Source organism: Shewanella sp. 553, assembly GCF_059338375.1.
This window is the reverse complement of the sequence record NZ_CM181701.1, coordinates 1,223,380-1,248,314: the sequence shown is the minus strand read 5'-3', so window position 1 is coordinate 1,248,314 and position 24,935 is coordinate 1,223,380. Positions and strand designations below refer to the sequence as shown.

27 protein-coding genes and 1 tRNA gene are annotated in these 24,935 nt (G+C 46.4%); 7 read left to right on the top strand and 21 right to left on the bottom strand.

The window, feature by feature from the left end:
- Positions 1-6 precede the first annotated feature (6 nt).
- The 10 genes from AC5YBZ_RS05580 to AC5YBZ_RS05535 form a co-directional block, all read right to left on the bottom strand.
- Positions 7-1,098, bottom strand: coding sequence for a flagellar basal body P-ring protein FlgI (locus tag AC5YBZ_RS05580; RefSeq protein WP_494524505.1), 1,092 nt, complete (start codon positions 1,096-1,098; stop codon positions 7-9).
- 11 nt (positions 1,099-1,109) lie between these two features.
- Complete coding sequence (gene flgH / locus AC5YBZ_RS05575; RefSeq protein ID WP_494524504.1) at positions 1,110-1,787, bottom strand: flagellar basal body L-ring protein FlgH; 678 nt, start codon at positions 1,785-1,787, stop codon at positions 1,110-1,112.
- 9 nt (positions 1,788-1,796) lie between these two features.
- On the bottom strand, positions 1,797-2,585 hold the full coding sequence (gene flgG, locus AC5YBZ_RS05570) for a flagellar basal-body rod protein FlgG (protein WP_110456386.1): 789 nt from the start codon (positions 2,583-2,585) through the stop codon (positions 1,797-1,799).
- 10 nt (positions 2,586-2,595) lie between these two features.
- Positions 2,596-3,339 (bottom strand): flagellar basal-body rod protein FlgF, encoded by a 744-nt coding sequence (flgF, locus tag AC5YBZ_RS05565; protein WP_494519672.1) that lies wholly within the window; start codon positions 3,337-3,339, stop codon positions 2,596-2,598.
- 186 nt (positions 3,340-3,525) lie between these two features.
- Entirely contained in the window at positions 3,526-4,887 is a 1,362-nt protein-coding gene (gene flgE, locus AC5YBZ_RS05560; RefSeq protein WP_494519673.1) for a flagellar hook protein FlgE, read from the bottom strand.
- Positions 4,888-4,949: 62 nt separating this feature from the next.
- Positions 4,950-5,732, bottom strand: coding sequence for a flagellar hook assembly protein FlgD (gene flgD / locus AC5YBZ_RS05555; RefSeq protein WP_494519674.1), 783 nt, complete (start codon positions 5,730-5,732; stop codon positions 4,950-4,952).
- Positions 5,733-5,742: 10 nt separating this feature from the next.
- The gene (gene flgC / locus AC5YBZ_RS05550) at positions 5,743-6,162 is read right to left on the bottom strand and encodes a flagellar basal body rod protein FlgC (RefSeq protein ID WP_494521644.1); all 420 of its coding nucleotides are present in this window, start codon (positions 6,160-6,162) and stop codon (positions 5,743-5,745) included.
- 2 nt (positions 6,163-6,164) lie between these two features.
- On the bottom strand, positions 6,165-6,563 hold the full coding sequence (gene flgB / locus AC5YBZ_RS05545; protein WP_494519675.1) for a flagellar basal body rod protein FlgB: 399 nt from the start codon (positions 6,561-6,563) through the stop codon (positions 6,165-6,167).
- Between the two features lie 147 nt (positions 6,564-6,710).
- On the bottom strand, positions 6,711-7,544 hold the full coding sequence (locus tag AC5YBZ_RS05540; protein ID WP_494519676.1) for a CheR family methyltransferase: 834 nt from the start codon (positions 7,542-7,544) through the stop codon (positions 6,711-6,713).
- A gap of 147 nt (positions 7,545-7,691) precedes the next feature.
- Entirely contained in the window at positions 7,692-8,612 is a 921-nt protein-coding gene (locus AC5YBZ_RS05535) for a chemotaxis protein CheV (protein WP_494519677.1), read from the bottom strand.
- A 199-nt stretch (positions 8,613-8,811) separates the two neighbouring features.
- Here AC5YBZ_RS05535 and flgA point away from each other — a divergent pair, with 199 nt between their 5' ends.
- The 3 genes from flgA to AC5YBZ_RS05520 all read left to right on the top strand — a co-directional run bounded on the left by flgA (position 8,812) and on the right by AC5YBZ_RS05520 (position 10,396).
- Positions 8,812-9,519 (top strand): flagellar basal body P-ring formation chaperone FlgA, encoded by a 708-nt coding sequence (gene flgA, locus AC5YBZ_RS05530; RefSeq protein ID WP_494519678.1) that lies wholly within the window; start codon positions 8,812-8,814, stop codon positions 9,517-9,519.
- 121 nt (positions 9,520-9,640) lie between these two features.
- Positions 9,641-9,964: a flagellar biosynthesis anti-sigma factor FlgM gene (flgM, locus tag AC5YBZ_RS05525; RefSeq protein ID WP_494519679.1), complete on the top strand. Its 324-nt coding sequence runs from the start codon at positions 9,641-9,643 to the stop codon at positions 9,962-9,964.
- A gap of 6 nt (positions 9,965-9,970) precedes the next feature.
- Entirely contained in the window at positions 9,971-10,396 is a 426-nt protein-coding gene (locus AC5YBZ_RS05520; protein WP_494519680.1) for a flagella synthesis protein FlgN, read from the top strand.
- A 194-nt stretch (positions 10,397-10,590) separates the two neighbouring features.
- On the opposite strand, the gene AC5YBZ_RS05515 is transcribed toward AC5YBZ_RS05520, so the two are convergent.
- Positions 10,591-11,037 carry an LPP20 family lipoprotein gene (locus tag AC5YBZ_RS05515; protein ID WP_475516272.1) on the bottom strand — a complete coding sequence of 149 codons (447 nt, stop codon included), beginning with the start codon at positions 11,035-11,037 and terminating at the stop codon, positions 10,591-10,593.
- A complete protein-coding gene (locus tag AC5YBZ_RS05510; RefSeq protein WP_494524503.1) occupies positions 11,034-11,657 on the bottom strand; it encodes a FlgO family outer membrane protein in 624 nt (207 codons plus the stop codon). Before AC5YBZ_RS05510 ends, AC5YBZ_RS05515 begins: the two co-directional genes overlap by 4 nt.
- Positions 11,658-12,262: 605 nt before the next feature.
- Between AC5YBZ_RS05510 and AC5YBZ_RS05505 the strand changes: the two genes are divergently transcribed.
- From AC5YBZ_RS05505 to AC5YBZ_RS05490, 4 genes are all read left to right on the top strand, one after another.
- On the top strand, positions 12,263-13,420 hold the full coding sequence (locus AC5YBZ_RS05505) for a flagellar assembly protein T N-terminal domain-containing protein (RefSeq protein ID WP_494524502.1): 1,158 nt from the start codon (positions 12,263-12,265) through the stop codon (positions 13,418-13,420).
- Positions 13,421-13,497: 77 nt separating this feature from the next.
- Positions 13,498-13,573, top strand: a tRNA-Arg gene (locus AC5YBZ_RS05500).
- A gap of 505 nt (positions 13,574-14,078) precedes the next feature.
- Positions 14,079-15,374, top strand: a complete 1,296-nt coding sequence (locus AC5YBZ_RS05495) for a motility associated factor glycosyltransferase family protein (protein WP_494543531.1) — start codon at positions 14,079-14,081, stop codon at positions 15,372-15,374.
- A complete protein-coding gene (locus AC5YBZ_RS05490) occupies positions 15,374-15,637 on the top strand; it encodes a hypothetical protein (protein WP_494543530.1) in 264 nt (87 codons plus the stop codon). The genes AC5YBZ_RS05495 and AC5YBZ_RS05490 overlap by 1 nt, the downstream gene beginning before the upstream one ends.
- A 156-nt stretch (positions 15,638-15,793) precedes the next feature.
- Here AC5YBZ_RS05490 and pseI read toward each other — a convergent pair whose 3' ends face one another.
- From pseI to pseB, 9 genes are all read right to left on the bottom strand, one after another.
- On the bottom strand, positions 15,794-16,849 hold the full coding sequence (pseI, locus tag AC5YBZ_RS05485) for a pseudaminic acid synthase (RefSeq protein ID WP_494543529.1): 1,056 nt from the start codon (positions 16,847-16,849) through the stop codon (positions 15,794-15,796).
- Positions 16,839-17,522 carry an HAD family hydrolase gene (locus AC5YBZ_RS05480; protein WP_494524487.1) on the bottom strand — a complete coding sequence of 228 codons (684 nt, stop codon included), beginning with the start codon at positions 17,520-17,522 and terminating at the stop codon, positions 16,839-16,841. Before AC5YBZ_RS05480 ends, pseI begins: the two co-directional genes overlap by 11 nt.
- Positions 17,509-18,471 (bottom strand): ATP-grasp domain-containing protein, encoded by a 963-nt coding sequence (locus AC5YBZ_RS05475; protein ID WP_494543528.1) that lies wholly within the window; start codon positions 18,469-18,471, stop codon positions 17,509-17,511. Before AC5YBZ_RS05475 ends, AC5YBZ_RS05480 begins: the two co-directional genes overlap by 14 nt.
- Entirely contained in the window at positions 18,461-19,591 is a 1,131-nt protein-coding gene (gene pseG, locus AC5YBZ_RS05470) for a UDP-2,4-diacetamido-2,4,6-trideoxy-beta-L-altropyranose hydrolase (protein ID WP_494543527.1), read from the bottom strand. Before pseG ends, AC5YBZ_RS05475 begins: the two co-directional genes overlap by 11 nt.
- A gap of 1 nt (position 19,592) precedes the next feature.
- Positions 19,593-20,300 (bottom strand): pseudaminic acid cytidylyltransferase, encoded by a 708-nt coding sequence (gene pseF, locus AC5YBZ_RS05465; protein WP_494543526.1) that lies wholly within the window; start codon positions 20,298-20,300, stop codon positions 19,593-19,595.
- A gap of 13 nt (positions 20,301-20,313) precedes the next feature.
- The gene (locus tag AC5YBZ_RS05460; protein ID WP_494543525.1) at positions 20,314-21,069 is read right to left on the bottom strand and encodes a hypothetical protein; all 756 of its coding nucleotides are present in this window, start codon (positions 21,067-21,069) and stop codon (positions 20,314-20,316) included.
- Positions 21,070-21,151: 82 nt separating this feature from the next.
- Entirely contained in the window at positions 21,152-22,033 is an 882-nt protein-coding gene (locus AC5YBZ_RS05455) for a class I SAM-dependent methyltransferase (protein WP_494543524.1), read from the bottom strand.
- Positions 22,034-22,265: 232 nt separating this feature from the next.
- Entirely contained in the window at positions 22,266-23,411 is a 1,146-nt protein-coding gene (pseC, locus tag AC5YBZ_RS05450; protein ID WP_494543523.1) for a UDP-4-amino-4,6-dideoxy-N-acetyl-beta-L-altrosamine transaminase, read from the bottom strand.
- The gene (gene pseB, locus AC5YBZ_RS05445) at positions 23,408-24,412 is read right to left on the bottom strand and encodes a UDP-N-acetylglucosamine 4,6-dehydratase (inverting) (RefSeq protein WP_475516249.1); all 1,005 of its coding nucleotides are present in this window, start codon (positions 24,410-24,412) and stop codon (positions 23,408-23,410) included. The genes pseC and pseB overlap by 4 nt, the downstream gene beginning before the upstream one ends.
- Positions 24,413-24,935 lie beyond the last annotated feature (523 nt).

The window sequence follows — 24,935 nt, the reverse complement described above, 5'->3', positions numbered from 1 at the left end:
CAAAAATTAGATGATGATAAGCTCTCCATGCAAAGCGCCTGCCACTTTTAACGCTTCGAGAATGGCCAGTACATCCGATGGCGCCGCGCCAACCAAGTTAACCGCCCTAACGAGCTCGTCGAGGGTGGTACCTGGGTTAAACAAAAACATACGGTTATCTTCTTCAGACACATCGATAGTGCTGTTACTGGTGACCACTGTTTCGCCATCCGCAAAGGGATTGGGTTGTGACACTTGGGTCGCCTCAGCAATAGTGACCGTCAAACCACCGTGGGTGACTGCGGCAGGCAACAAACGTACGTCAGCTCCTACAACTATGGTGCCGGTGCGGGAATTAACGATAACCTTAGCCGACTCTGATGCGGGCTCAACGTCGATATTTTCCAGCGTGGCTAAAAATGACACCCGTTGTGACACATCGCGCGGTGCACTCACTTGTACCGAAGCGGCATCAAGCGCTCGGGCCATACCTGGGCCAAGCAAGCCATTGATGGCATCGGCTAAGCGTTTAGCCGTTGAGAAATCAGCGCGGCGTAAGTTAAACGTCAGGTGATCGCCAGTTGAAAATGGCGTCGCTACCGTGCGCTCAACAATCGCGCCGTTGGGAATACGCCCCACGGTTGGGGTATTTTGGATGACTTTTGAGCCATCGAGCCCTTCGGCACTAAAGCCACTGACCACCATGCTGCCTTGAGCGATGGCGTAAACATTACCATCGACCCCTTTTAGAAAGGTTTGTATTAAGGTGCCGCCGCGCAGGCTTTTGGCTTCACCTAAGCTCGATACGGTAACATCTAAGGTTTGCCCCGGTTTAATAAAGGGCGGCATATTGGCGTGCACGGCAACCACCGCGACGTTTTTAATCTTGGGTCGAAAGTTATCCGGTAGATTGATACCGAAATTTTTCAGCATGGTTTTAAATGTCTGCTCGGTATAACGGGTCTTTTCACCGGTACCGGGCAAACCCACCACGAGACCATAACCAATGAGTTGGTTATTTCTCACCCCTTGCACATTGGCAATGTCTTTAATGCGCTGGGCAAAGCTTATTGAAGAAAACAGGGTCAGAGCACAAAGTAAAATAATTTTAACTTTCATGATATTACTTCCTAAAAAGGCCACCAATCACTCATGAAAAATTTCCCTAACCAACCCACTTTTTGTGCATCGGCAAAGGTGCCTGTCCCACTGTATTGAATGCGCGCATTAGCAACGCGTTGCGAGTCAATGGTGTTGTCGGGACGAATATCTTGCGAACGTACAATGCCGGTCACCCGCACAAATTCATCGCCGTTATTGATGGTGATCCATTTCTCACCGCGGATCACTAGGTTGCCATTATTGAGCACCTGCATCACATTGGCCGAGATACTGCCTGACAGGCTATTGCTCTGATCGGCGTCTGACTCTCGCTTGGTGTTAAAGCTGTCTTTATAACGTAAATCGATAGGTACGCCTTTGATGGTGACATTGCCGCCACCAGCATAAATGGGGTCAAGACTAAGATCTGAGCCTTTTTTAATCTCATTATTAGCGCTCTTGGACGCTTGGGTCGACTCTTGCAAAATCACCGTGATGATGTCGCCCACTTTTAACGCCTTGATATCGGAATACAATCCCGATGCCTGACTGTCTTGATACATAGATCCCGTTGCCGCCACCTTGGTTGGCGGGGCTTCTGGGTAAACGGGCGCATAATAAGGGTCATCAGCAATCGGCTTATTATTGCTAGTCGAGCTACACCCCGCTAAGGCGATGGCTGCCACCAGCATGAGATACTTAGTCATATTAAGCCTCTACAAATTCTGGTTAACGTAAGACAACATCTGATCGACGGCTGAGATCACTTTGGAGTTCATCTCGTAAATTCGCTGACTCTCAATCAAGTTAACCAGCTCTTCGGTTACATTCACGTTAGAGGTCTCCAATGCACCTTGACGAATCGCGCCCATGCCATCTAAAGAGGCCGTTCCTTGAATCGGTGCACCGCTCGCGCCAGTTTCGGTGTAGAGGTTTTGCCCCATAGGATCTAACCCACTTGGGTTAATAAAGTCGGACATGGCTAACTGGCCCACCACTTGGTTTTCGGCCGCACCCGGAGTTTTTACCGAGACCTCCCCTTCTGCCGACACTGTGATACTGGTGGCGTCATCAGGAATGGTGATCGCTGGCTGCAACACATAACCTGAGCCAGGGGTAACGATTTGACCAGTATCATCTAGGGTGAACTGGCCATTACGTGTATAGGCCGCGGTGCCATCTGGCATCTGCACTTCAAAAAAGCCGGGGCCTTCAATCATTAAATCGAGTGAGTTATCCGTGGTTAACATGTTGCCTTGGGTGAACATCTTTTGCGTCGCCACCACTTTGGTACCCGCACCGATATTCAGGCCATTGGGCAATTTGGTGTTAGAGGCACTGATGCCACCAGCTTGGTTAACCGTTTGATAAAGCAAGTCTTCAAATACGGCGCGGCTTTTCTTGTAGCCAATGGTGCTCGCATTAGCCACGTTGTTAGAGATAACCGAAATATCGGTTTGCTGAGCATCTAAGCCTGTTTTACTGATCCATAACGCGGGATGCATAATCTATCTCCTAACTAATGCGCATTAATGTCGAAGAGGCTTGATCCATCTCTTCGGCCGTTTTCATCATCTTGACCTGCATCTCAAACTGACGCTGCAAATCGATTAACGACACCATTTCATCGACAGCATTCACATTACTGCCCTCAACGGCGCCACTCTCTACAAACACCTGCGCATTGGCAGGTGCGATTTCGCCAGAGATTTGACGGAACAGGCCATCTTCTCCGCGCATTAAATTTTGGTTACCTGGGTTAACGAGCTTGATCCGGCCAACCTCTTCAATCACTTCCGCTGTCGCCCCTAAAGGGCGCACCGAAATAATGCCATCTTGGGCAATTTCTATTTTTTCGATAGGCAGAGGTAATACGATGGGACCGGCATCCCCCATAATGGGATTACCACGGTCGTTTCGCAGCAAGCCGGTGTTATCTATGCTTAAGCTGCCTGAGCGGGTATAGGCTTCGCCACCGTCGGCACTCTGCACGGCAATCCAACCATCGCCTTTAACGGCAATATCCAGATCGCGGCCTGTGGTTTTTAGCGGTCCGCTGGCAAAGTTAGCCGATGGGCTTTCTGTCATCGAAAACACCCGTGTCGGCAAACCTTCACCAAAGGCTTGCATAGAGCGAGATTGTTCTAAGTCTGACTTAAAACCATCGGTATTGGCATTAGCAAGGTTGTTCGCACGTACCGCCAGCGAATTCATATTCTGCTTGGCGCCACTCATGGCGACATAAAGTAATTTATCCACTTGCTGCTCCGTCAATGTTTCAACTAAAACTGTCGTATCACAGTACAAAGCAAGCATCGTGCCAATAGCAAAAATCAATGAGAATGGAAGATCAATGGGATGCGAAGATAAATAATACGAAAAGAGGAGCAGTTCAACGAAAAGCGGCAGTGTGTTGCCGTTGCGGCAACACACTTAAGTCAAGCATTAACGGATCTGGAGTACCGTTTGTTGCAACGTATTATTGACCTCTAAAGTACGCGAGTTAGCCTGGAAGTTACGCTGCGCAGAGATCAAATCAACCAGCTCGGTGGTCAAATCAACGTTGGATTGCTCTAATGCTGACGAGCGAAGTCCACCAAAGGTACCGCTATTAGCCTCACCGGCTAACGCTGGGCCTGAATCTAAACTAGCCTTCCACGACGTATTACCCACCTGCGTTAAGCCTTGCTCATTAGAAAAACGGGCCAACGCCACGCGGGCTAAGGCTACCGTAGATCCGTTACTGTAACTGGCATTAATCAAGCCATCGACACCCACTTCTACATTGGTTAAGCGGCCAACAGTGGTGCCATCTTGGCTCAGCTCAGTCACCTCAAAAGCTGATGAATATTGCGTCGGATTATTAAAGTTAAGCGTTAGGGTTTGCGCGCCGTCAGTACCCGGGCCTAAGACATTAGCCCCGCCCACACCAAGCGCTTCGGTCTGTACTACGGCAGGGTCGCTACCGGTATAGGTGCCAGTATCGTTAAAAGACAATACAGAGCCTTTCCAACCACTGGCATTTTCGGCATTACCTGTCGCATCGGCAGTACCATCACCAGTGGTATCTCGCCCATAAGTCCCTACAGGGCCTGCAATATCGACCTGTTTACCATCGACGGCATAAAACGCCACCCAATTACTCTCACCATTGTGCGCCGCTTCTGGCGGGCGAACAAAGTAAGTGGTTAAAATCTGTGGCTCACCTAAGGAGTCATATATGGTCACAGATGTCGAATTATTAAAGGTCTCGGGCTTAGTGGGATCGAAATTCGCTGGATCGAGCGTATCTTCAGCGGCATTCAGGTTCATCTGAATGCCCACATCATTAGTCTTTTGTGGTTGACCTGCCGTATCGGGAATTTGCACAGGCTTAGTCGTGGTTAAACTCACTGATGTTGAATTGCCATCTTTATCGACTGGAAATGTCTGCAAGAAGTTACCTGACGAATTAACCAAATAGTTATTACCATCGACTTTAAACGCTCCCGCGCGGGTATAAGACATATCTTGCGAGCCCAATTCAGATGAGGTCACAAAAAAACCACCACCATTAATCGCCATATCGAGCGCGTTATTGGTAAACTGCATACTGCCTTGGTGGAACTGCTGCGCCACTTGTGATGTGGTCACGCCGCCACCGACTGTGGTTTTACTGTTAGCAAAAATCGAGTTGGCATACACATCGGCAAATTCGGCGCGAGACTCTTTAAAACCAACCGTGTTAACGTTAGCGATATTGTTGGCCGTGGTATTAAGATCTTTTTGGGCTGCTGAGATACCGCTCAATGCAATGTTAAATGACATAAATCACCTCATTAAAAATTTTATTCGTTGTCGTGGACGTTATGCCCTAACGTAAGCTTTATCTAGGTTTCAGAGACGGCGAGTACATCACCAATCTTGATACCCCCTATGCCCCTAAGGTTTAAAATTGCGCCGGTACTGGCTGTACCTAATGAGACGCTGGTTACATGTGCGTAGGTTGATACGGCGAGGTCTTCACTTTGACCATCCACTTTGCCAGATGCCTTAATCGAATAATTGCCACTTGCCACCGGCTCGCCATTTTTATCTAGCCCATCCCAGCTGACATCAATATTGCCGCCTGCGCTGCCATCGACGGTAAACGTCTTGATGAGCTGACCTTTTTCATCTTCGATGCGCACGGTAATGTCATCGATAGCCTCTGGCGTACTGATGATCCCTTTTAAGTGCGGATCTTCAGCAGAAATATGGCCGGTATCAGAGGGGATAAGCACTTTCTGCCCAACGAGCCCTGAGGCTTGTAGTGCCTGACTCGAGGTCATCACAGCATTAAGGTTAACAATCTCCTCATTAAGCTTGCTGATCCCATCGACGGTCGAAAATGAGGCCATCTGCGCGATCATTTGGTCATTATCCACCGGCTTAAATGGATCTTGCATCGACAACTGTTGACTCAATAAAGAGAAAAAATCGTCTTGTGTCAGCTCCTGATTATTTGCCTCAGGAATCGATGACTCCTCAGGTAAGCGAATACCATCTAGAAACGGATTTCCCGTAGACTCGGTGATGGCACTGGTTCTGCTGTTTGCTTGCGGTGTGATCTGCCCACTTTGCTGTTCACTGCTCAGGGGAGACTGACTGCTTAACGGATTAATGAGGCTCACTCATTACCTCCTAAGATTTGCCGATTCGCAAAGTCTGTTGCAGCATAGACTTGGCCGCTTCAGCAACTTGTACGTTCATTTGGTACGAACGCGATGCAGAGATCATGTTCGCCATCTCCTCCATCACATTCACATTGGGTTTATAAATAAAGCCGTCGGCATCGGCCAACGGGTGATCAGGAGAATATTCTTTCTGCAGCGGCTTATCACTTTCAACAATGTCCGCCACTTTGACCGACTGTGAGGTTTGTTGCTGATGACTCGCTTTGGCCATTTCCGCTTCAAATACAGGATGCCGAGCACGGTAAGTCTGGTCGATGCTACTGGAAACCGAATCGGCATTGGCAATGTTACTTGCCGTGGTATTAAGGCGGATAGATTGCGCCGACATACCCGATCCTGAAACATCAAAGATATTAAATAAGCTCATCATTAATTTCCTTTAAGTGCTTTTTTCAGCCCAGCAAATTTACTGTCAAGAAAGCCTAACGACATCTGATACTCTAAGGCGTTTTGCATAAATTCAGATTGCTCTTGCTGAATATCGACGGTATTACCATCACCCGTATCCGGCTGATTGGGCACGCGATAACTCACATGTTGCTGACTTAAAGCCGCTAAATCGAAATGACGTTCGTCACTGCGGCTCATGGCTAAACCGCCTTGTCGAGTACGCGCCGCTTGCAGCGCCTTATCAAAATCGAGATCTTTAGCTTTATAATGAGGGGTATCGGCATTGGCAATATTAGATGAGATCACCTGCGCACGCGTTGAACGCACACCCAAAGTGAATTGATGTACACCTAATGCTTTATCAAAACTGATCGCCATAAAATTGCCTCCTCATACAGATACCAACAAGAAAGCAATTGTTATGCCAAGCAAGATGTAAACGAGCAGAGAGTGATGAATAAAAAACCAGAACGATAAAAAATGCCAGCTTATTGCTGGCATTTTAGCTAACTGAGGTGATTAAGGTTAACCACGCTTTTGATAATAGATGCCAGGATTACAGCGCACCATCTCAAATTCTTCGGTTAATCCGGCAATCGACTCTGAAGCGCCAAGGAATAAGATCCCTTTGGGGTTCAAAGCGGCAGCAAATTGCCGCAATATTTTGGCCTTTGCCTCAGGTGCAAAGTAGATCAGTACGTTGCGGCAAAATATAATGTCAAATTTACCCAGTAAGGTATAACTTTCAAGCAAATTATGGGCTCTGAAATTAACCAGACGTTTTACATTATCGTTAAGCACCATAGAGCCAGGGGTTGTGGGTGCAAAAAATTGTCGTTTACGCTCATCAGATAAACCGCGCGCCAGCGCTAAATTATCATATTGCGCCGCCTTACACTTATCGAGCATGGATGGCGAGAGGTCGGTGGCCAGTATCGATGCACTCCCCGGTAAAGCCCCCGGCTTACGCTGCTGATATTCTAAAATGGTCATGGCTAACGAATAGGGCTCTTGCCCAGACGAACACGCTGCCGACCATATTTTGAGTGGCCGGCCTAAGCGGGTATATTCTGGCAATAAGTTATTTGCCAGTAACTCGAACGGATAACGATCCCTGAACCATAAGGTTTCGTTAGTGGTCATCGCATCGATAACCTCTGCTCTTAACTGCCGCTCCGTCGGCTTCATCGAATGTTTAACCACCTCAGATAACGAGGGAAGATTATATTTCCCCATTAACGGTGCCAAGCGACTACGAACTAAATATTGCTTATTTTCACCCAGCACGATCCCGCTGTGTTGTTCCAGAAATAACCTAAATTGGTTGTACTCAGCTTCAGCAAGTGATTTATTTGGCACCTAGATATCCCAATCTCAAAAAAATAAAACAGGCTACAACATACACTACTATAGCAAGCATTAAACAGCTCAGGGTTATACATTAGCTAACACACTGAGACAAGCATAAACTACGTAAAGTTAGGGGCTTGTATAACGACGCTTAAATTACAAACTAAGGTGCTTATTCACTGCTGCGGCTAACTCATCAGGATTAAATTTGGCAATAAAATCATTGGCGCCCACTTTTTCCACCATCGCTTGATTAAACACGCCACTGAGTGAGGTATGTAGCACCACCTTAATATCTTTAAGCTTAGGGTTGTCTCTAATCTCTGCCGTTAAGGTATAACCGTCCATTTCGGGCATTTCGATATCAGAAATCACCAAGGGGAGCTCACGAGCGACATTGTCCATATTGGCCGCCATCGCCTCTAATTGGTTGAGGGCATCACGGCCATCTTTAGCGGTATCGATTTGCAGATTTAATGACTCTAACGCCCTAATAATTTGCTTACGGGCCACTGTTGAATCATCAATCACCATAATATGATAGTGGCGGTCTCTATCTATGGTTAACTTATCATCCATTTCTTGGCTTATCTGCGTCTTAACAGGGGATATCTCATCGAGGATTTTTTCGACATCAAGGATCTCAACCAACTCCCCTTCGACTTCAGTAACGGCCGTTAAGTAGGAATAGCGTCCAGCCCCCTGCGGCGGTGGCATAATGGCTTCCCAGTTCATATTAATGATTCGCTCAACAGACTGGACTAAGAACCCTTGCACGCTGCGGTTATACTCAGAAATGATAATAAAACATTCGTCAATATTTTCAATTGGACGCCCCCCCGTAGCAGCACTTAAATCAATCACAGATATCGTCTTGCCGCGAATATGCGCCACTCCCCGAACCACAGGATTTAGCTTAGGTAATGCCGTCAATGGCGGGCACTGCAGTACCTCTTTGACTTTAAATACGTTAATACCAAATCGTTGCTTACTGTTTAATTTAAACAGCAGCAATTCTAGACGGTTTTGTCCCACGAGTTGGGTACGTTTATTTACTGAATCAAGAATACTCGACATAATGCCTTTGCCTTGTGAATGCTTCCCCAACCATAGTAACTATAAGTATAGGCATGCTAATTGCTTTAAAAAATGTGTATGATAACCAGGCCCTAAACTCGTCAAATTTATGACACTAATTTCTATGAAAAATGTCTATAAAGTACGGGCCACAACGAAGTATAGGTGCTCTCTAGCTATCTAAGCTAGTCTATTCAATATGAAAGTAAATACAGTATACTTTTTCATCGCTTTACTCTGCTCATGCCCAAGTTTTGCGGCTGATGAGCTTAGCGTACCCTCTTTATCGACGATATCACGATTAGCTATAGCGGCAATTGAAAATAAAATTGAAGCCCCAAGTGATGCTAAGGTCAATATATCGCCGCAAAGTTTAGACACCCGAGTGACGCCACCCGCTTGTAGTTCAGCATTAAGCGTTGAGGTCGCCAGCGATCGCGCTATTGGCCGTAACAATACCGTTAAAATCAGTTGTGAAACTCCAGAGCTAGCCTATCCTTGGCAAATCTACATATCGGTCAGAGTCGATATTCTTTACCCTGTGGTTGTGGCGACACAAACCTTAGGCCCGGGTGATCTGATTAACGCTGAGCAGGTGACACTCGCTTATGTAGAGCAGAGTAATTTACGTGGCCAACAATTTGATGATCCGGCGCAGGTCACTGGCACCCGGGTCAAACGCAGAATTGCCGCCAACCAAACCCTGTTTAGCAGTAACCTTTGCTTTGTCTGCAAAGGCGACATGGTGTCTATTTATGCCCGTACTGCCAATTTTGAGATAAAAACTATCGGTGAGGCCTTACGTGATGGTAACTTAGGCGATAGAATTCAAGTTAGGAATAGTCACTCACAAAAAATGGTAGATGCAAACGTTATCGGGGTCGGTGCGGTTGAGGTTAGAATGTAGTACGACATGACTCACTTTGATGAGCATTTTTTGTTGCTCACCACAAAATTCTACTAAAGCTTTAAAAATGAGCGCCGATATACAGTTATGTTGATCTCACTAAGTAACGTTGGAACCTATTATGGCTATAGACATAAAGCATGTAAATACAAGCACGAACAATCGAGTCACGTCGCCATCAACCGATAAGTCATCGGCTAAAACTGGCCTGGTATCGCCCGAAACCACTACGGCTAAAACCGTAAAAAGTGACTCGGTATCGATAACTCCTCAGGCGCAGCAACTGCAAAGTGCTCAGGCAAAATTAAACAACTTACCTGAAATCGATACTAAAAAAGTCGAACAGATAAAAGCGGCTATTGCTGAAGGTCGCTATAAGATTGATGCCGACAAACTGGCCAGTAATATTGCGCAGTTTGAAAATGAACTAAAGGATCTTGGCTAAGCTGATATGAACTCAATAATCGACATCATCGCCAATCAACATACGTTATTAAACGACTTAAAACGCCTTATCGAAGCAGAGAAAGCGGCACTCATAGCACAAAGTGCCGATGAGTTGCTAACGCTGGCCGCAGATAAAGCTAAGTTGTTAGATGAGATCAAAGCGGTCGATGTACGATTATCAGAGCACCCCGACAGCGGTAAACTCAGTAGCGATCTTAAGCTGCAAAAATTAGTCGATATAACCAAACAAGTGTTAGCCCAATGTAAGACGCTTAACGCGCAAAATGCTACATTAATCGAACACAGCATGGCCAGTATCAATCGCTTCTCTCAAGCCTTGCAAGCCAGTCGAAACGCATCCAGTCTTACCTACGATGGTAAAGGCAAAACCTCAACGATTTCGACCTTAGGCAATAACCTTAAAGCTTAGGCACTTAATCACAGCGTAGTGTTATCTTGATTCAGCATCGCGCCTAGCTCATGCACCTCGCTTTCGCTACGCAATGACCCAATCTAAAAAACACAACCAAGAGACACAAAAAAGCCTCTAAAATAGAGGCTTTAATATTGCGCAATACATTAAGTCGCTCAATTAAAATGGAGCTCCGTTAAAAGGAAACTCTCTTAGAAGTAAGTCACTTGCTTCACTTTTTGTGGACGATTTTGCTGTTGGTACAAGGCCCACACTTGAGAAAAATCAAGTTCCAGCTCAGTCACATAATGCTCACCCGCCGGGTAACTCTTAACCACTCTGGCGCCGCGTATCACCCCGGTCACCGAAGCTTGAATATTATCATCAGACAACATCCAATCCCTGACTTGGCTCGACGCAGATAACTGCTGGCCGTATACCTGCTCAGCTAACTCACGATAAGCCGCGATTTTGGATGCTTGCATCGCCATTAATACCCGTTGCGACTGCTCTTTGGCCGGTTGTGTCGCTAAGGGGGCGTAGCCGATAGCGGTTAACTTAGGAAACTGCTCAGGCGCTTCTGTTTCCCACTGAATATATCTATCTTGGGAAGCGCAGCCACTTAGCGTCAGCAGTATTGCCATTAACCAGATTCTCATTGCAGCTCTCCTACCATTTGCATGTTACCCTGCCCCTGCATGCTGTGACGGATCAACAAGCCTTGCTTAGACTCCACCCGCTCAGACGCCCTAAGATAACCAGGCAATTCAGCCAAGGTGACACTCGCCGAAGCAACTGATACCACACGATTATTGGTTACATTCACAATACGACTATTGACCACCAGCTCATCAAGCGACAGATTCATGGTCGACACCAAAACATGCTCCACTGGCAAATCGTCCGCAAGTTTACGCCAATCACGACTCAATATAAAATCACCACTGTCGGTCACGCGCACACTTTGTGCCACATTGAGATCGACCAAATTAAATTGATGATCATGCATAGCAGCAATTAAACCTTGCTGTAATTGTAACCCCAAGGGATTAGTGCCACTTAAATTGCCTAACAACACTGGCGTTGTCACCAATAACGGATGCTTAGGTGTGAGTTGATCGTTTTGCCTGATCAGTTCATTAGCCAATTGTTGGCTTAGGTGTAGCACTGCCGATTGAGCAGGCAAAGTATTGCCGCTTGCCAATGACGGCGCAGCAGGCTCATTGCTCGCACATCCCCCCAATAGTAATAAAGATGACAAAAATATCGCTGTACGCATTGCTCTGTCCTGTATAACGCTAAGCAAGGCTTAGCCGGAAAAAATGCACATATAACATGCCGTTTCAATATGAACGCAAGGGCTTGATCGCCGCCCATCTAAGTTAACCGCTAACGATTTAACTGTTGACTTAACCTTTGACGGCGCTGATGCATTAACATCACAACCCGGTCGATACTGACGCAGACGATAACTTTGATTATCGCTATGTCACACGACAAATTCGCGGCGCGTTCGACTGGCATAAATTTAAAATGCAAATTATGAGCCAATAGCTAAGTGCTAACCTAATTACTTATATGGCTATTATGGCATACTAAGTATCTCAGGCATCAGCAATCGCTGTGAGCGCGATAAGACAATAATCAACGCCAAGGTCATAGCAATAGTCACTATGGTTTCCCACCCTATATCGGCCTCAACACGCCAACCTTTAACCCCATTAAGCAAGCAATCGTGCCACAGAGTACATACGGGCATGTATATTGCTTGCTATGATGCCATCTGGCTAATATCGCCCAACAACCGCAAATACTGTCATCATTTTGGCAGTTAATAACGCAGGTTGTAGCGTTTACGTTGTTATTATTGAAAGAGACTTTTACATGAATCGGCTAACCATATCCTTGCTACTGCTCGGTTTAACCCATCTTAATGTGTCAGCACAGTGGATTGAAGCACATGGCGAGGCCAACGTGCTCAACAACAATGTCAATCAGGCGCGCGAAGAAGCCATACAACAAGCCTTAAGTGTTATCACCTTGCAATCGGGTGGCCAATTTACCAGCCAGCAACAGACGCAAAATGGTCAACTGGTACAAAGCCGGTTTTCTATGTCGAACCAAGCCAACATTGCGCGAGTCGAACTGCTCAGTGAGCGCATCGAAAACCAACAAATCACAGTGACATTAAGAGCCGATGTTATCGATGGCGCAGAGCAACAGTGCCAAGTGGAACCATTAAAAGCCGCCATTTTAGTGCCACAGGCATCGATTGCCGATCGTGCGCAGCTCAGATACGGCAATATCGGTCAATTTGAACAGGCACTATCACAACGCTTGGGAAACATCATTCAGCAGCGCAGCAATGCCAGCCTTGCCAACGTTCACGCCAACGAACGCCTCGATATTGAGCAATCGTTAGTTGATGTTCGAGGCTACCGTTTGCCCAGTTGGTTGAGCGACATCACCGACAGTCAATATATCCTACTGCCAGCAATCGTCGATATCTCCACCGATCCCGTTGAAGGCGGATTACTAGGTCTTTGGAATAACTATCCACAACGGCAATTTCATCTAAAGCTATCGCTGTATCATGGTATCAGCGGTGAGCAAGTTTGGAGCGAGCTATATCATTCATCAGCCCCATGGGAGTTTGATCGACAAGCCACAGTGCCGGCAAACAGCGCCCGCTTTTGGCATTCCAGCTATGGCCAACATATTGATGCCGTATTAGCACAAGCCAGTGCCGATATCGATAAAGTGCTTAACTGCAGGCCACTACTCGGACAAATTGTGTCTAAGCAAGACAGACGAGTGATCATCAACCTGGGGCGTAACAACGGTATAAAAGTGGGCGACCGTTTTCAAATTGTATTGCAACAAAACTTACCCGATAGGCTCGACAACATGCGCCCAATCGCCGGGGAAACTCGCGCAACGGTCACCATAGATCAAGTCACGCAGCAAAGTGCAACAGCCTTGCTCGAGCCAAAAAATGGGACGCTAAATATACAAGTAAATGACATTGCGATTAAAATTTAGCGGACAAGCGGCCACTAATTAAGCAACTAAATCTAAAGCCTTTTCATCGAGATGAAAAACAGTATAATCAACAGCGTCTCCCTATAGCTCAACAGGATAGAGCAGTCGCCTCCTAAGCGATCGATCGGGGTTCGAGTCCCTGTGGGGAGACCATAAGATAGCCACTAAAATGGTTATCTTATGCATAGGTAAAATAACCATCACTAACCGCCAACATCCTAATACATCCCTCTAGGTTAACAATGGTTTAGTGCCCCTGCGTAGCTAGGTGAATAGGTTAACACTCACGGCTTAGCCTTCGATTTAATCGATATAATCTTATTTAATTAGTGCCATACCAATTCTTGCGGCCATGATCATTTTTAAGCCCAGTGTCTAAGTTTAAATCCTCACACTTGTGGTTAGGGTGCCAAGCGCTGATATGATTTTTGACTAGCTTGCTATCCGCTTTATCATGGATTTTGAGGCGTTTTTAAGGTACTTTAGCCCCATGAAAATAACTGCGTATTACGGCGTGAAAGTAGCGTAATAGTCGCGTAATAGTCGCATGATAAATAATGCTGGTAGCCAAAGTCAGCTTTGTCGTCAACGCTGCGCAATAAACATCAACTTATCTCCATTATTCCTATTTACCTCAACCCTATAAAGGATAGCGTCAATGACTGAGCTGTTTACTGCTAACCTAGAGATCATTAATAAGCGTTGGCCTCTGCTCGCTTCAGCCTTACATGCGGCAAACATTGAACACTTCGATGCTTGTCTCGTTAATGGCAATGAACAAACCATCAGTGTCAATGGTATTCAATTGAGCAGTCGGCATAACCGTATCGCCGAAGCGCAGCTGTTGATTAAACAACTGCCAGCAAACTGCAATGACCTAACGGTTTATGGTGTCGGCATGGGAGATGTCCCCGCCGTCCTAGTGCAGCACCCCAATATAAAAAGCATTCGTATTGGCCTGCTCAATGTCAGCCTGTTTGCCTTATTACTGACTTATACCGATCAGCGCGAATGGTTGAGCGATCCGCGCCTAACGCTGGTGCACCAGCTTCAACAACACCGACTACCGCCCCACTACATTACCGTCACGCCCGAACTCTTATTGAGCAGCGATGACAATGCCAGATTGCGTGACTTATTGGTATTTAACAATAACCTTGATTTTGCCAACAGAAGCCATGGCAATGATGACGCTGAGCTTCAGCAGCGCATGCGGGATAATCTTGCGACCATGCAACAAGATGCCGATGCCGCCACTTTAAGCTTGCAATATGAACCTAATCAAACCTTGGTCATCGCCACTGGCCCCACGCTTGAGCAGCATTACGCTTACCTTAGGGCGCAACGAGCATTACCAGAAGCGACTCGGCCATTGATGATTAGCGTCGACACCGCATTAAAAGCCTTACTCAATGAACAGATTGTTCCCGATATCGTCGTGAGCATAGATCAAAATGTCACGCGTGAATTTTTACCCGATAACGTGCCTGATAACGTGAAACTGGTCTACTTCCCCAAGTCACAGCAAGCAGTGTTACAGTGGTGGCCAGGACAACGTTTTGCAGCCTACTCGCACAGTAAAATCTATGATGAGTTCCACCAGCAATGCCCTAAACTGCGCCTATTTGCCAATGGTAGCGTCATCCATCCGGCCATCGATTTAGCCGTACATTTAAACAGCCAATCGATAACCTTATTTGGTTGTGATTTTAGTTATCCGCATAATAAGACCCACGCCTTTTGGCAAGACGGTAAATTAGGCCCTTCTATCGCCAATGCCAAGCAACATTGGGTGATGAACGGACATGGCGAAAAAGTAGCAACCGATCTGAATTTTCGCGGCTATTTGCTTGCCCTTGAACATTATATTCTCACTAAACCTGAGGTGACTTTTTATAATGCAAGTTTAGATGGTGCCGCCATTGATGGCGCCCAATATCAGGAGTGTAAGTGATGAAAAGTACTGCAACTGACGCCCTTATCCAATTACTGATTACGGCTGCGCATAAGTTTCGCTTAGGCCATGAAGCCGATGGCTCACATGACTTTGCTCAGTGCATCGACCTGCTTAAACCCATCTTGCCTGAGTTACAAAATGCCGTAACTGTGGTTGAGTTATTTCGTGAGATGCTGGCGGCGCAGGAGCGCCACGACTGGCTTGCTTTGGCTGACAGCCTCGAATATGACTTGCCCTTACTGCTGCAATCCGCGCAGTAACACATGATGGCGATGAATCAGGCGTAACAAGCTTAAACGGCTTTTTAAAACTTGTTAAGCCCCTCAATTGAGGGGCTTAACAAGTTTTAAAAGCCATATTACCCAGTAGTATTATTGGCGTTTAAGCGGTTTGCATTGAGTCACTTGAGTAAGCGATTACTCAGCGTCTGCAATATGCTCCCACGACAGCGGCGTGCCTTTAGCGTGTGAACCACGAAACCTTTTACCTAATAATTGTTCAAGATACTTGGGGTGTAAGCCAAATCCCGGTCTGACCGAGCGAACATTATCCAGAGAGATCACACTGCCATCGACTACATCTTGAGTAATAAACAGTGAGCGCGAAAACTGCCTTAATTTGGTGAGCTTAGGCGATAATGAATAATTAACCGTTCCGAGTGCTTTTTCGGTATCCCTAATGGTTGTGACTAGGGTGGTAAATTCTTGCGGATCGAGAGAGAAGTCGGCATCTGGGCCGCCTAACAGCTTATCTAAAATAAAATGTTTCTCCACTACACGTGCGCCCAGAGCAACCGCGGCGGCCACCACTGTGGTGCCCAGCGTATGATCAGACAGGCCAACTTCACAACCAAACGTGCTGCGAATATTTGGAATGGTATTAAGATCCACTTCATCTAATGGCGTTGGATAAGCCGAGGTACATTTTAAAATGATGATGTCATTGTTACCCGCCTTACGACAGGTTTCTACGGCAAGTTCAATATCAGCAAGTCGTGCAATCCCCGTAGAGATAATGATTGGCTTGTGTTGACGAGCCACATAATCAATCAGAGGAATATCGGTGATTTCTGCCGATGCTATCTTGTATGCTGGCACATCTAAATCGGCTAAAAAATCAACCGCGGTTGGGTCGAACGGCGAAGAGAAACAGATCAACCCTAACTGCTTAGCGTAGTCCATTATCTCTTGGTGCCACTCCCACGGGGTAAAGGCTTTTTGGTACAAGGAATATAAGGTTTCACCGTCCCACAGAGTCCCATGGTTCACCTTAAAGTGGTCACTATCGCAGTCAAGCGTTAAGGTGTCGGCGGTATAGGTTTGCAATTTAATGGCATCGGCTCCGGCATCTTTAGCCGCTTTGACCGTGGCTAAGGCAACATCTAACTGTTGGTTATGATTGGCCGACAGCTCAGCAATGATAAACGTTGGCTGATCTAGACCAATCTTTTTGCCCGCAATATTAATACTCATAATGTTCCTCAAAAATCGTTTTTAACGAAGTCCCACGACAACGTGCGCTATAGCCACTCAAATCATCTAACCGACTAAACCGTCCCTGCAATACCCTAACGGTATCGACTCCTAATAACACACCTGGCTGAATATCATGGCTGGGATTATCACCAATAATCACAGTATCCTCGATATCAACCTTCAAGTGCTTAATCGCTTGTTTAAATCCTTCTGGGCTAGGTTTAGGTGCGCCAATTTCCCAGCAGTAAACGATGAGATCGGCATAGGCCGCTAATCCCAGCGCTGCCGTTTTTTGCTTTTGCATACTGGCAAGCCCATCGGTGACGATGGCAATTTTTTTACCGTCAGCCCGTAAGCGCGTCAACACTGCTTCTGCACCGTCGACAAACTTAAGCTCCGGTTGATGCTGGCGATAAATATCGACCAATGCCGCTATCGTCAGTTGCTGCGCGATAGCAGGATAACCGTGTAGCAGCTTGTCAAAAATCTGCTCACGACCTTGGGTTAAAAAGGTCGAGTGTAAAAACTGTTTAATCTCCTCGCTCGGCAATCGACACTGCGCACCTATGTATGACGCCACGGCGCTAAAACCGCTAAGGACATAATCTCGCTCGAGCACTAAGGTGTCGTCGAGATCAAAAATAAATAATAACTTATTATTCAACATCATCTTGGATCATCAGGTCCTTAGAATATCTCAGCATTTTTAAGCCATACTGAATTGGATTGACCCGTTCAACCGTAGCGTCATCACCACAGACACTGGCGATAAGCTTTCGGGGAGAATCTAGCCCAGCAACAATGCTCAAATTAGATGCGCCGCCAAAGCGTGGATTCACTTCTATCAAGTAACTGCGTCCATCCACATAAAAGGCTTGAATGGTCACGTGGCCACTAAAGTCAAAAGCAGAGCTTAAGCGATGCGCCAAAGCGACTAGCTCAGGGTTATCGACCACCCGAGACACCTTAGACTCACCACCAACGACAATCAGTCTCTGCCTTGCCACCGCCTGTATACAGATGCCATTATTGGCATAAAAGGCATCGATGCTGTACTCATCATACGGCACATAAGGCTCGAACAGAAAAGCCTCTGCTGGGTACTCGGCCAACAATTGCGAGAGAGCCGCTTGACCAGATAACAGATGCACCCCAGTACCCGCACTGCTATAGGCTTGCTTAGCGACGCAAGGATAATGCAATTCATCGGGCGCTAGCTGGGGCAATATGGGTAACCCCTTAGCGACACACGCGGCGTGAAATTGATGTTTATTGCTGCAGGTTCTTATCGTGTCGCTGTCACTCATTAACAAGCCAATGCCCTGCTGCGCCAATTGGTTACTGTGCTCAGCAAAAAATAATAAATCTTGATCCCGCGTAGGAATAATGTGGCCTATTTGCTGGTCGCGGCAAAACTGAAACAAGGCGTCTAAGTAATTATCGTCGCTTATTTTGGGCAGTAATTGATAATCATCGGCAAAATACAATGCTGGGCTATTGGGGCTAATATCTGTCGCGAACAGGCGCACGCCATAATCTCGGCACGCTTGCGCTAAACTTTCAATCAGCTGCACTTTGGCCGCGACACTGGTGACTAACACATGTGGATTAGTGGTCATTCATACTCTCCATCACATCTACAACCCGTGAGCATCCAAGTGCATCGACCATCTGGGCTATCGTTGACGATTGTGCTTGTAATCGCTCTGGTGAGTTCATTAGGGTGATAAACGCGCGTGCATAATCCGCCGAGCGAGTCTGCTGCTGCGGCCCTAAACAAAGATGCGCATCGATTTGACTCAGGCTCTCAGCTAACGCCTGCTGATTTAACGCCACGGTTGAGGTGATCGCAGGTAAAGCAAGGCTGCAGCGCTCCCATACAGTGGCCCCAACGGCGCCAATATAGAGAAAAGCGTGTGCCATTCGCCGCGCCATATCATCAACTTGAACCGCTAACGACAACTGGCCAAAATCACGACAAAAGGCGGTAACATCGGCCTGGTGCGGATTATGTTTGCCTAAGATAACCTGCCCCGTTAATTGATATTGGCGCAGCAAGGGGGCAACGCCTTTGAGCGCCTTTAAGGTTTCATTATCTTTATCTATGCCGCCGAAAAAAAACAGCACTTGCCCTTGAGTAAGGCGCTGTGGATAAGGCGCAAGCTGACTTTGCAGTTGCCCAAACATCTCGTTGAGCAGGGCAAATTTGGGCCCGATAAGTTTGGTTGTCGCGGCCGCACAGCGGGCGTCATAGCGCGAGTCCATATTCAAATAGAAATTTTGATCCAGTAAAATATCGCAGTCGAAATCTCTGTCGGCTAAATCATCGATTTGCAACACTTGCCGGCAACGACTGCGCATTGCTGTATGCCAGCGATGCTCGATCCCATAGTGGTCTATGATTAGCCAATCTAACTGAGAACAACCTATTTCGCCAAGGTAATGGTCAACAACTTGAGCCGCTTGCGCTATCTCTTGTTGGTAATCGACCCCTAACCAGTCGCCATGCTGGCAGTGATCATTTGCTGTGGTGGTCGTCATCGCACCTTGACTTAGGGGCAATACCCGAAAGTCATGGGCTGTAATTAAGTCAATCAAGTTACCGGGCAGTTGCCGACAGATAAACACCACCTGATGACCATGTTGACGCAACTGACTTGCTAAGGTCAGGCTGCGATATACATGGCCAGTGCCCATGGTTAATGACGCGTCAACGCGCAGCGCCACATTGAGCCCCATATTACACCGACTCCGATGCTGCAAGGGCTTTAAGCTGAAACAACTGCACCGCGTAACGCCAATCATCTTCGGTATCGATATCCACCACATCTCGCCTCGAAATCGGCATGGGGATAGCATAGGAGGAAAACATCGGCGTTTCAGTTAAATAACCTATCGGCCTACCCCAATAAAACTGCCCTACGTCATGGTAGGCCGCGGGTAAATCTTGCGAGCGCATGGGAAAGCACTCAGGCTGAAACATGGTCGCGCGGCCATCATTATCAATGCCAATGGCCCTTTGTATAGGAAAGGCAAATTCACATACAGGAAAACAGAAGTAAGCATCGGGATTCGCCAACAGCAGCGCCATCGCCTCGCGTATTTTTGTTGGCGCAATAAACGGCGAACAAGCATAAATACAGCAGACTAAATCCAGCTCAACACCTTGATGTTGGCACCACTGCACGGCGTGCTTTATCACTTGCCCTGTGGTGGCAAAATCATCAGCTATGTCACTTGGGCGCATAAAAGGTACCTCGGCGCCATAGGCTTTAGCGACGCTGGCAATTTGCTCATCGTCGGTAGACACTATGATCTTATCGAAGCACCCAGATGCCATTGCCGCCTCGATAGAGTAGGCAATAACCGGTTTGCCGAAGAAATCTTTAATATTCTTCCCCGGAATTCGCTTACTGCCGCCTCTGGCAGGAATGATGGCCACTTTCACTGTCTGCCTCCGGTTATTCAAACACTATGTATGACATATATGGGTTTTGTGGCGAGCGCGTAATTTTGTATTTCGACAACGAAAACACTTCTTTAAAGGCAATGGTTTCACCGGGGAAAGTGGCACAATTTAACTCATCAAAGCCAATAATACTGCCCTTGGTCAAATGGCCTTTAATGGCCTCTAAGCAATTTTTGGTCGGCTCATAGATATCAAAATCAAAGTAGGCAAAGGCGATGATGGTCTCTGGATTATCTGCCAGATATTGCTCAATCGTCTGCGACGCATCACCTTCTACTAATTGGTATTTTTTAATGTGTGAGATTGGGCTTTCTGACTCATGGTAATCTAAGATCCCTTCAAGGTAATCTTTATACCCTTGTGTTACCGAGTAGGCGCCAACGTCAATCACGCTGTGATCGCCATCTTTAGCATCGACTGAGGGGAAACCACTAAAGGTGTCGAATCCGACAATTTTACGCGTGTAGTTATAGGGTTCGTACATACCTCGAAAGGATTCAAATAATGCGAGATTCTGCCCCCAGCGAACACCAAACTCCATCACAACACCATGCACATCGATGATTTTTTGATACATCTCATGCATAAATAGTATGCGCGATAAGGTTTGTCGATTAAGGAAAAGTCCCAAGTTGCTTAACATCTCAGACGAGGGAATTGGACACTGTTTAAAGTCTTCAAAAAACTGCTCACGCATCTGCACCTCAGAGTTACGTGAGTGCCCTGCTACCTTAATTTCTTTCGCCATTGTTATACCTTAAATTTATTTTGATCATTAACGCCATATCACTGTGGCCACACTTATTACAACGGTAGCTGACATCGCATTGTTATTGAGTGACATAAACGGTTAAGTTTCGCGACAAGCCAACTTCGGCCATGCAGCGCAGATACTCAACATGTTTATCGACACCCTGGGTGAAAACATAATTGTTGATCATGACTCGGCTCAAATGTGCCTGCTTACCTCGGCTTCTCTCTTGCGCATAATTGGAAAAATCATTTGCCAGATACATCTCAATCGGAAAATCGCCCGTCATAAACGCTAAGCGTAAACCACAATTGGCCACGAAAGCCTTTAGGCTGTCCTTATTGAAATAGTGTAAGTGTTCTGGAGGACAAAACCAGGTATTGTCGGTTTTGTTATGTTGTTGCAGCAACGACTGAAACGCCGAGTAATCGTTAGGCACTTCGATACGTATAGCACCATTAACGGCTAACAACTGGGTTAGTGCTGCCATTAAGGCTTGAGGATCGATAACGTGTTCGAGTACATTTTTAAGATTAATTAACTCAAATTTACGCTGCTGCGCAATCAAGCCTTCTAAGGTCTGTAGCACATCACCTTGCTCAAAAAACGCCACCAGCTGCGGATTATGGTGCTGTAAGCCGTATTGAGAATAATCACATAAATGCACATGCCAGCCTTGCTTGTGACACTGCGCCGCAAAAAAGCCTTCACCACACCCCACATCCAATAAACGCGGTTGCTCAGGTAAAGGCGACAGTGATTGACAAATCGCGATAGAGGATTCCACCTCAGATAAAAAGTAAGTCAACTCATCGAGGCTATATTCACTCTGATAGCTGCTCATTTCTGCTTGGTAATATTTATCTTTATAAAACTGATCTAGCGTCGCTTTACTTGGCATTGGCGCAACAGAAAACATGCCTAAGGGATTTTTGACCAATTGGTAAGTAGTGGTACTCATAACATAACCTTGTTAATACACGCAGTGATTGGCTCGCCTTAGCAACAGCCATTCTTTTGGCACATCAAAGACAAATACAAACTTTTGCAAATCTCTGCAAACTTCATACCTAAACACCAATCAAATGGCATAGGGAATACATTAACCATCTAAAATGGTTATCTATAGTGTGCGAGGTAGTTACGCCATCGACACTATCAAGTTAGACGAGGCTGAATTTGGCCAAGCGAGATCACAGCAGATCTCGCAATGTCGCAATCACCTTATGCTGCTCATCAACGGTAAGCGCTGGAAATAAAGGCAAGGATAAACAATGCCGATAAAAATACTCAGCATGAGGGAAATCATGCTCGGCAAAGCCAAGATCTTGATAGTAAGGCTGCAGATGCACAGGAAAATAATGAACGTGGACACAAATGTCTGCATCTCTCATGGCATTAAATATCGCTTTTCTATCTAAGGTTTCCGGCAGCAACGCGACCATCAGATGATAGGCACTGTGACTGTTTTCAAGCGGAGTCACCCATTGCAGATTAAGATCAACAAAAGCCTGATGGTACTGGGTCGCCAACTGATTACGTGCAGCAACAAACTCATTTAAACGTGCCATCTGACTCAAACCTAATGCGGCCTGCATCTCGGTCATGCGGTAGTTAAACCCTAACGCGTGTTGTTCGTAGTACCAATCGCCTTCATCTAGGCGCTGCATTTTGTGGGGATCTTTGGTAATGCCATGACTGCGATACAGCCCCATTTTAGCCGCTAAATCGGCATTATTGGTGGTTGCCACGCCACCTTCGGCACTGGTGATGATCTTCACCGGATGAAAACTAAATACGCTAATATCGCTATAACAACAACTGCCGAGCTTATTGCCCTGATGACTACCGCCAATACCATGAGAAGCATCTTCAATCACGTAAAAACCGTATTCACTGGCCAGTGCCGCAATCGCAGCCATATCACAGCTATGCCCGCACAAATGCACAGGGATCACCACTTTAGGTAAACATCCTTGAGCTTTAGCCACTTCAAGCTTAGCCTGAAGCGCCTTGGGACACATATTACCAGTAGTAGCATCTACATCGACAAAATCGACCTTGGCACCACAATAAAGGGCGCAATTAGCCGAAGCGACAAAGGTAATTGGCGATGTCCAGACATAATCGCCTGCTGCAACTCCCAGCGCTAAACACGCGACATGTAATGCTGAGGTGGCACTGTTAACGGCCACCGCGTATTGCGCCCCAGTGTAGTCACAGATAGCTTGTTCAAAAGCGGGCACTTTAGGCCCTTGAGTAAGGTAATCTGACTTTAATACCTCAACAACAGCATCAATATCATCTTGGTTAATGTGTTGTTTACCATAAGGGATCATGAGGCAGACGCTTCCTTATCAAAATGTTTAATCTCATCTGCCGACAAGAAGTGCGGATTATTGCCAGAGTGATATTCGTACCCCTGCTGTACCGCATGCCCTTTCTCGCCCAAGTTATTGGCAGTGTAATCATGCTCACGACCAAAGAAGGAGATGCTCGGTGTTATCACAAAATGATCGTCAAATTCGATGGTGTGGTGTGAATCGTCGGCTGGGCACATGATTTCGTGCATCTTCTCACCAGGGCGAATCCCCACAATCTCATGCTCTAGCCCTGGGCCATAGGCCTCGGCCAAATCGGTAATTCTCACCGAGGGAATTTTAGGGACAAAAATCTCTCCCCCTTGCATGCGAGCAAAGTTCTTAAGCACAAAATCGACGCCATCTTGCAAGGTTATCCAAAAGCGGGTCATGTCGGGGTGAGTAATAGGCAGCGAGGTCGCGCCATTATTGATTAACTGTTGGAAAAAAGGCACAACTGAGCCACGCGAACCCACCACATTGCCATAACGCACAGCAGAAAATCGGGTTTCCCCTGCGCCTACTATGTTATTCGCTGCAACAAACAGTTTATCCGACGCCAGTTTAGTGGCGCCATAAAGGTTTATGGGATTAGCCGCTTTATCGGTAGATAAGGCTATCACGCGCTTAACTTTATTCGCGATAGCCGCCTTAATTACGTTTTCAGCGCCGTAAATATTGGTCTTGATGCATTCCATGGGATTATATTCGGCTGCAGGAACCTGCTTAATTGCCGCGGCATGAATAACAAAGTCGACGTCATTAAACGCTTGCATAAGACGATCGCCATCGCGCACATCGCCAAGAAAATAGCGCATGCAAGGATCGTTATAGACCTGCTGCATCTCATACTGTTTTAACTCGTCACGAGAGAGAATAATCAACCGCTTAGGTTTATAACGCGCTAAAATTGTCTTGGTGTATTTTTGACCGAATGAGCCAGTGCCGCCAGTTATGAGGATGGATTTATTGTTAAACATATAGTCTCCAAATAGCTGCTTTAAACAGCACGACTAAAATTAAAATGAATGTAGCGAAATCTGATACCCAATATAATGGAGTTCACACTAAAAATATAAGCTGCTGCATAACACATACCGCCCATCGCGATAACCGAACAACAGGCAGACTCATAGATAGAGCCAGACAAAAAAGTAAACTTATAAACGCATTTAATTTTAGTAACTTAATCTTAATTGTCTAACTATATTTGCCCTTGTTGTGCAGCACATTACTCATATTGTACGATTTATCGACTCACCTGCAGCCAGCTAATCACTTTTTACCCTATGAATAAAATACCGTGACACCAAGCAAGGTGAATACAAGCGACAATAAGCCGCCATCCATGCAATGCTCTGGCCTACACTTCGCCACTTTTGTGACAAACATCTCACTTTTACATATCAAAGACAGTAAATAGCACTTGATAGCAACTCACAATCCAGTTGATAGCATTAACAGTCTCCCCCAATGCTGGAGTCAAACGTGAAGCAAGGCAGA

Bases quoted from the DNA above. Each gene is read 5' to 3' on its own strand.
- AC5YBZ_RS05580 (WP_494524505.1), bottom strand. From the start codon at position 1,098: ATGAAAGTTAAAATTATTTTACTTTGTGCTCTGACCCTGTTTTCTTCA.
- flgH (WP_494524504.1), bottom strand. From the start codon at position 1,787: ATGACTAAGTATCTCATGCTGGTGGCAGCCATCGCCTTAGCGGGGTGT.
- flgG (WP_110456386.1), bottom strand. From the start codon at position 2,585: ATGCATCCCGCGTTATGGATCAGTAAAACAGGCTTAGATGCTCAGCAA.
- flgE (WP_494519673.1), bottom strand. From the start codon at position 4,887: ATGTCATTTAACATTGCATTGAGCGGTATCTCAGCAGCCCAAAAAGAT.
- flgC (WP_494521644.1), bottom strand. From the start codon at position 6,162: ATGAGCTTATTTAATATCTTTGATGTTTCAGGATCGGGTATGTCGGCG.
- flgB (WP_494519675.1), bottom strand. From the start codon at position 6,563: ATGGCGATCAGTTTTGATAAAGCATTAGGTGTACATCAATTCACTTTG.
- AC5YBZ_RS05535 (WP_494519677.1), bottom strand. From the start codon at position 8,612: ATGTCGAGTATTCTTGATTCAGTAAATAAACGTACCCAACTCGTGGGA.
- flgA (WP_494519678.1), top strand. From the start codon at position 8,812: ATGAAAGTAAATACAGTATACTTTTTCATCGCTTTACTCTGCTCATGC.
- flgM (WP_494519679.1), top strand. From the start codon at position 9,641: ATGGCTATAGACATAAAGCATGTAAATACAAGCACGAACAATCGAGTC.
- AC5YBZ_RS05520 (WP_494519680.1), top strand. From the start codon at position 9,971: ATGAACTCAATAATCGACATCATCGCCAATCAACATACGTTATTAAAC.
- AC5YBZ_RS05515 (WP_475516272.1), bottom strand. From the start codon at position 11,037: ATGAGAATCTGGTTAATGGCAATACTGCTGACGCTAAGTGGCTGCGCT.
- AC5YBZ_RS05510 (WP_494524503.1), bottom strand. From the start codon at position 11,657: ATGCGTACAGCGATATTTTTGTCATCTTTATTACTATTGGGGGGATGT.
- AC5YBZ_RS05505 (WP_494524502.1), top strand. From the start codon at position 12,263: ATGAATCGGCTAACCATATCCTTGCTACTGCTCGGTTTAACCCATCTT.
- AC5YBZ_RS05495 (WP_494543531.1), top strand. From the start codon at position 14,079: ATGACTGAGCTGTTTACTGCTAACCTAGAGATCATTAATAAGCGTTGG.
- AC5YBZ_RS05490 (WP_494543530.1), top strand. From the start codon at position 15,374: ATGAAAAGTACTGCAACTGACGCCCTTATCCAATTACTGATTACGGCT.
- pseI (WP_494543529.1), bottom strand. From the start codon at position 16,849: ATGAGTATTAATATTGCGGGCAAAAAGATTGGTCTAGATCAGCCAACG.
- AC5YBZ_RS05480 (WP_494524487.1), bottom strand. From the start codon at position 17,522: ATGATGTTGAATAATAAGTTATTATTTATTTTTGATCTCGACGACACC.
- AC5YBZ_RS05475 (WP_494543528.1), bottom strand. From the start codon at position 18,471: ATGACCACTAATCCACATGTGTTAGTCACCAGTGTCGCGGCCAAAGTG.
- pseG (WP_494543527.1), bottom strand. From the start codon at position 19,591: ATGGGGCTCAATGTGGCGCTGCGCGTTGACGCGTCATTAACCATGGGC.
- AC5YBZ_RS05460 (WP_494543525.1), bottom strand. From the start codon at position 21,069: ATGGCGAAAGAAATTAAGGTAGCAGGGCACTCACGTAACTCTGAGGTG.
- AC5YBZ_RS05455 (WP_494543524.1), bottom strand. From the start codon at position 22,033: ATGAGTACCACTACTTACCAATTGGTCAAAAATCCCTTAGGCATGTTT.
- pseC (WP_494543523.1), bottom strand. From the start codon at position 23,411: ATGATCCCTTATGGTAAACAACACATTAACCAAGATGATATTGATGCT.
- pseB (WP_475516249.1), bottom strand. From the start codon at position 24,412: ATGTTTAACAATAAATCCATCCTCATAACTGGCGGCACTGGCTCATTC.